The organism is Mycobacterium sp. (assembly GCF_052144515.1).
Taxonomy (GTDB): Bacteria; Actinomycetota; Actinomycetes; order Mycobacteriales; family Mycobacteriaceae; genus Mycobacterium.
On the sequence record NZ_JBKQQD010000027.1, the window covers coordinates 1 to 4,686 of the forward strand.

The 4,686-nt window shown below is 64.3% G+C and carries 3 protein-coding genes and 1 pseudogene; 3 read left to right on the top strand and 1 reads right to left on the bottom strand.

All coding sequences use genetic code 11. The features are described 5' to 3' along the window. The coding region (locus ACLP9N_RS01320; protein ID WP_442405707.1) for a hypothetical protein at nt 1-1,996 on the top strand (1,996 nt) is incomplete at its 5' end. Between the two features lie 270 nt (nt 1,997-2,266). Here ACLP9N_RS01320 and ACLP9N_RS01325 read toward each other — a convergent pair. Beyond that, entirely contained in the window at nt 2,267-2,542 is a 276-nt protein-coding gene (locus ACLP9N_RS01325) for a hypothetical protein (protein WP_442405708.1), read from the bottom strand. 24 nt (nt 2,543-2,566) lie between these two features. Between ACLP9N_RS01325 and ACLP9N_RS01330 the strand changes: the two are divergent. After that, nucleotides 2,567-2,739: pseudogene (locus ACLP9N_RS01330) on the top strand (IS701 family transposase); the annotation flags it as partial. Between the two features lie 155 nt (nt 2,740-2,894). Then, on the top strand, nt 2,895-4,686 hold a 1,792-nt coding region (locus tag ACLP9N_RS01335), incomplete at its 3' end, for a hypothetical protein (protein WP_442405709.1).

A 4,686-nucleotide genomic window follows, 5' to 3' on the forward strand; every position in this document is an offset into this window, starting at 1 on the left:
CTACAACCTCGAGCAATTGGGCAACGACTCGCCGTGGATGGAGATGCCTGAATTCATTGACCTTTTGAGGCGCTACCCGACGTGGGACTACAGTCAAGCCAACATCGAGCGGCTCGCTGCTATGGGATTGCCCCGGCCCACCTACGTTCCGATCGGATACGTCCCCGAGCTGACACGGATCGCCCCGGCCCCCGAGGACATCGACGTACTTTTCTACGGCATGCTCAGCGAGCGCCGATACGCCGTTCTCAGGGAACTGCACGACCGAGGTCTTCGTGTCAAATGGCTATCGGGCGCCCTTGGCGCGAGTCGCGATGCCTGGATCGCACGCTCGAAGATCGTCCTCAACGTCCATTACTGGGAAGCGAAAATCTTCGAAATCGCGCGTGTGTCCTATCTGCTCGCCAATAGACGCGCGGTGGTCTCCGAGCGCGGTGCCGATCCGACATTGGAGCGCGAACTGGCGTCCGGCGTCGCGTTCGCGGACTACGACGAACTGGTCGATCGCTGTGTGGAGCTCCTCGGCGACGAGCGCGCGCGACGCGAGCTCGCCGAGCGCGGCTACCGGGCTTTCTCCGCTCGCGACCAGGCCGCCATCGTGGACCGCGCGCTGTCGGAAGGCCTCGAGGGTGTCACCCACGAGACCGCTGCGCGGGACGACCCTTGCATCGATGTGCGCCTCGAAGGCAAAGACCACAGCGCAGATCGTGAGCTCCGCGACCACAACCTGATCAGGCAAAAGTTTGAGCACGAGCGCGATCTGTTGCTGGCCAAGGTCGAACGCAATCCCGAGGATGCGCGGTCGGCCTTATTCCTCGCCGAGACCTATTTCCGTATGGAGGATTTCGTCGGCGCGCGCACGTGGTATGCGCGGCGGGTTGAGATGGGTGGCTGCGACGAGGAGGTCTACTGGGCGATGTATCGGCTCGCGGAGTCGATGTCGAACCTCGGTGAGCCGTGGCCGGATGTTCAGGAGGCTTACCTCAAGGCGTGGGATTTTCGACCGACCCGCGCCGAGGCGTTGCATGCCATCGCCTTTCGGTATCGCGTCGAGCAGCGCTACAAGTTCGCGTACCCGTTTGCCCAGCGCGCCGCCGAAATCCCCTTTCCCGAAGAGGACCTCCTTCTCCCCGCAGAAATCGCAGAGGTCTACGCGTGGCGCGCAACCGATGAGCAGGCGGTGTGCGCATCCTGGATCGGTCAGCACGCCGAGGCGTTCACGCTGTGTCGGCGCTTGGTGGCCCGCCCTGACCTGCCCGAGCCTGATCGGCAACGGATTGCGGCCAACCGCGACTTTTCGGTGCCGGCCATGCTCGAGGCGGCCGCACCGTACCCCGAAGCCCTGGCGCAGTCCCTGGCCGCAGGTCCCGGTGAGGCCGAGGTCACCGTCAGCCTGGTCGCCGGGCCGGATCAAGCTGCCACCGAGCAGACCCTGAACTCGTTTCTGAACTGCTGCCTCGATGAGTCGCGGGTCGGGCGCTTCCTGGTGCTCGATACCGGCCTGTCCGCCCCCGACCGCGCCAAACTGCGGAAACGTTACGGGTTCCTCGAGTTCGCCCGTCGCCGATCCGGCGACAAGCCCGCCCCCCAGCTCGCGCAGCTACGCGCTCAAATCGACGGACGGTTCTGGCTGCACCTGGGCGAAAGCTGGCGGTTTTTCGCCCCCGAGAACTACATCACCCGCCTGACCGCGGTACTCGACGCCGAACCACAGGTGTTTCAGGTGGGCATCAACTTCGACGACGCGGCCAAACTCACCGGCGCCAGCGCATCGGAGGAGGCGGTGCGCCGAGCACCCGACGCCGGCCGCTACCTGCTCACCGAGGCGATGGCCACCGGCCCGGCAATGTTCGACACCGCACGCCTCGATCGAGCCCGCGGTGTGCAAAACAGCAACCCCGATCCGCCCGCCCAACATGGGCAACCGGCCACCGGCACCGGGCTGCGCACCGCCAGCCTCGACGAAGTGCTCTGCATCTCAGGTCTGGCCCTGTAGCCTAGCGAAAACTGCCCGAAATTACCTGGGTCTGGGATGTCATTAGCGAGCTGCTTATCGCTGGTGCCGGTCGCCACGTAGTACGGATGGTCCCAGCCCGCGCTTCGGTGCGGTGGTGGCGAATTCGAAAGTCTCGGTGTCGTACCGCGCGGAGACACACGCCCTTCTCGAAGAAGATTTTCCGGCTCACCGTGGGTGCCGCGAGATGATTCTCAACCACATCGCGCAGCACACCTTCGGCTTGCCGAGATTGTATTGGTCGATCGCTCGTTAGTGCGGATGCCCCTCAACAGCAGGCTGCGGGCATTTGCCGTTGTTGGCGGGGCCCAAGGTGACAACCGTCGCCTGCAGCGTGCCGCCACCATCCTTGGTTCCCCGTGCGGCGATGCACTTGCCTTGCGCGATGGCCTGCGAATTTGCAGAGAAGCCCTTGTTGTATCTCGTGGTGTCGGTGACCGTCACGTCGGTTTGAGAGGGATTGCCGTTGGCGTCGGTAACGGTCACGTGGATGGTGTTGCCCTCCACAGAAGCAACCGTGCCGATCACCTTGTGAGGTCCGGTCTTACCACACCCACACCGATCGGAATGATCGCGATGACTGTCAACGAGTTTCGGCGACTCTTCGACGCCTTGCTACTGGCCACCAGCCACACCGTCACACCCTGCTGGCCTGGTCACGATGGCGCCGACGACACCAATGCCGAGCACGCCTTTCCCACTACCGACGCCGCCAACATCAATGACCACGATCTACGGCTGCAGAACCTAGATACGCCGCAGGCGCCCTCATACGCTCTGAGCTGCGACGATACGCCAAAGATCCGAAATACCGGCCACCAACACGGTCCGTGTCTAAGATTCTTGGCGCGCCCGCTTCCTTTATTAGGAGACTCCCGGAATGGATGATTTGCCGCGCCGTGAACGGTTCGACGAGGAGCTATACCTTCGCACCTTTCCCGACGTCGCGCAGGCCGTGCGCGATGGGCAATTCTCGTCGGGATACCACCACTGGTCGCTGCACGGCCGGTTCGAGCTCGCTGCCGGCCAGCGCGTGGCCGGATCATCATTTCTGCTCGTTGCGCTCGACCACGGTGTCGAGGGCTTTGCGGTCAGCGACGACCTGTTTGGCGATCTGGCCGTCGAAGAGACCTCGCTGGTGGTCGCGGAGCCAGACTCGGCAGAGGAGCCGGACGGCGGGTCTGAACCGGTCAAGCGGACAAGGCAGCGTGGCCAGCCGGATAGTGCCGAGGCGGAAGACCTCGTAGAGGACGAGCCTCAATTCGAGCTGCGCCCGGCCCACCATCACGCAGAGCTGGCCCGGAAGCTGATTAAGGCCGGGGACATCGAGGGGGCGGCCGAGGCGATCGCCGATGCCGTCGGAGCTGCGGAACCGTCCGACACGGCGATCCTGCTCCTCGCCGGCGAAATATTCAGCCGCGTCCACTTCCCGCCCGGCCCGCTCGTCATCAAGGCCGTTCAGGCCAGTCTCACCGATGCGCAGTACCACGGCCTCGTCACCATCTGGACCGAACACTGCCGCGCTGGATTGTCGGAGGCGGATGTCGAGAGCCTGCTCACGGCGGTCAAGACCGACCGCGGGATCCTGGATGGCACGCCATCCGGCCGGGCGACCGCCCTCAACGCCAGGCTCTGTCCGTTCATGGTGGCGACGATGATCGGCAGCATCAGGTTACCGGCGGCGCTGCAGATTCGCGTCTTCGACCATCTCCAGGAGACGATCACCGACGAGCCTGGCGACACCGTACGCTCGGGCGTTTGGCCGATCCTGCTGCCAGCCCTCCACGACTATGTAGGGGTGTCCTCGGTCCGTGCGATGCAAAGCGGCCTTTCGGATCTCGCTCCGCTGCTCACTGAGTTCGCGGCACTTCTGTTCCGTGAATTCCACGAGCAGGCCGTAGCGGAACGGCTGCTGGAAGTGGCGACCTCGCTCGATCCGGCGCTGCGCGCGGACCCCTTCCACCGGTCGACCTATGTGCAGGTGCTGCAGGGCAGATCCGCCAACTACGAGATCGCGGCCTATCTCGGCTCGATCGACGGGACGGAGCTCACCGCTCCCAACCTCTTTCTCGCAGCTAACCGTGTCTCCACCGCGCTTACCGTCGGCAATCCGGCCGACTTCCTTTCGACTCTGGACTGGCTGTGCGAGCTCTCAAGGAAGGTCTATGACAAGGATCCCCGCGTCTTACAGCAGGCCGTCCAGCTGATCCAGGGCGAGCTGCGGCGCTTTACCGACGCGATGATCGGCCGCACCCAGCAGCGGGCCAACCGCGGCGACCTCGCCGGCGGGCGCCGGCAGCGCGCCGAAATCCTCGAGCACAGCCTGGCCGTGTTGCGCGGCCTGGAGGAAATTCAGCATCTTGCCGCCACGCCCGCGACGGTGAGCAGCGACCGTACCAGGCCCACGCGCATCCTGGTGATCGGCTCGCAAAACCTGCCGCAGTGCTGGCTCTACCGCGTCCAGCAGAAGGTCGAATTCCTGCGCATGGCTGGTTACGATGCGGTGGCGATCGATTTCGGCCGCGCCAGCCCTACCGAAATCCATGAGCAGCTGTGCTTTGCCAGCCACGCCATCATCTTCAGGCTTCCGGCCTTCAGCGATGTTCTGATGTTGACACTCTATGCCAGGAGGTTGGGCGTCAGGCTGTTCTACGACATCGACGACCTGATCT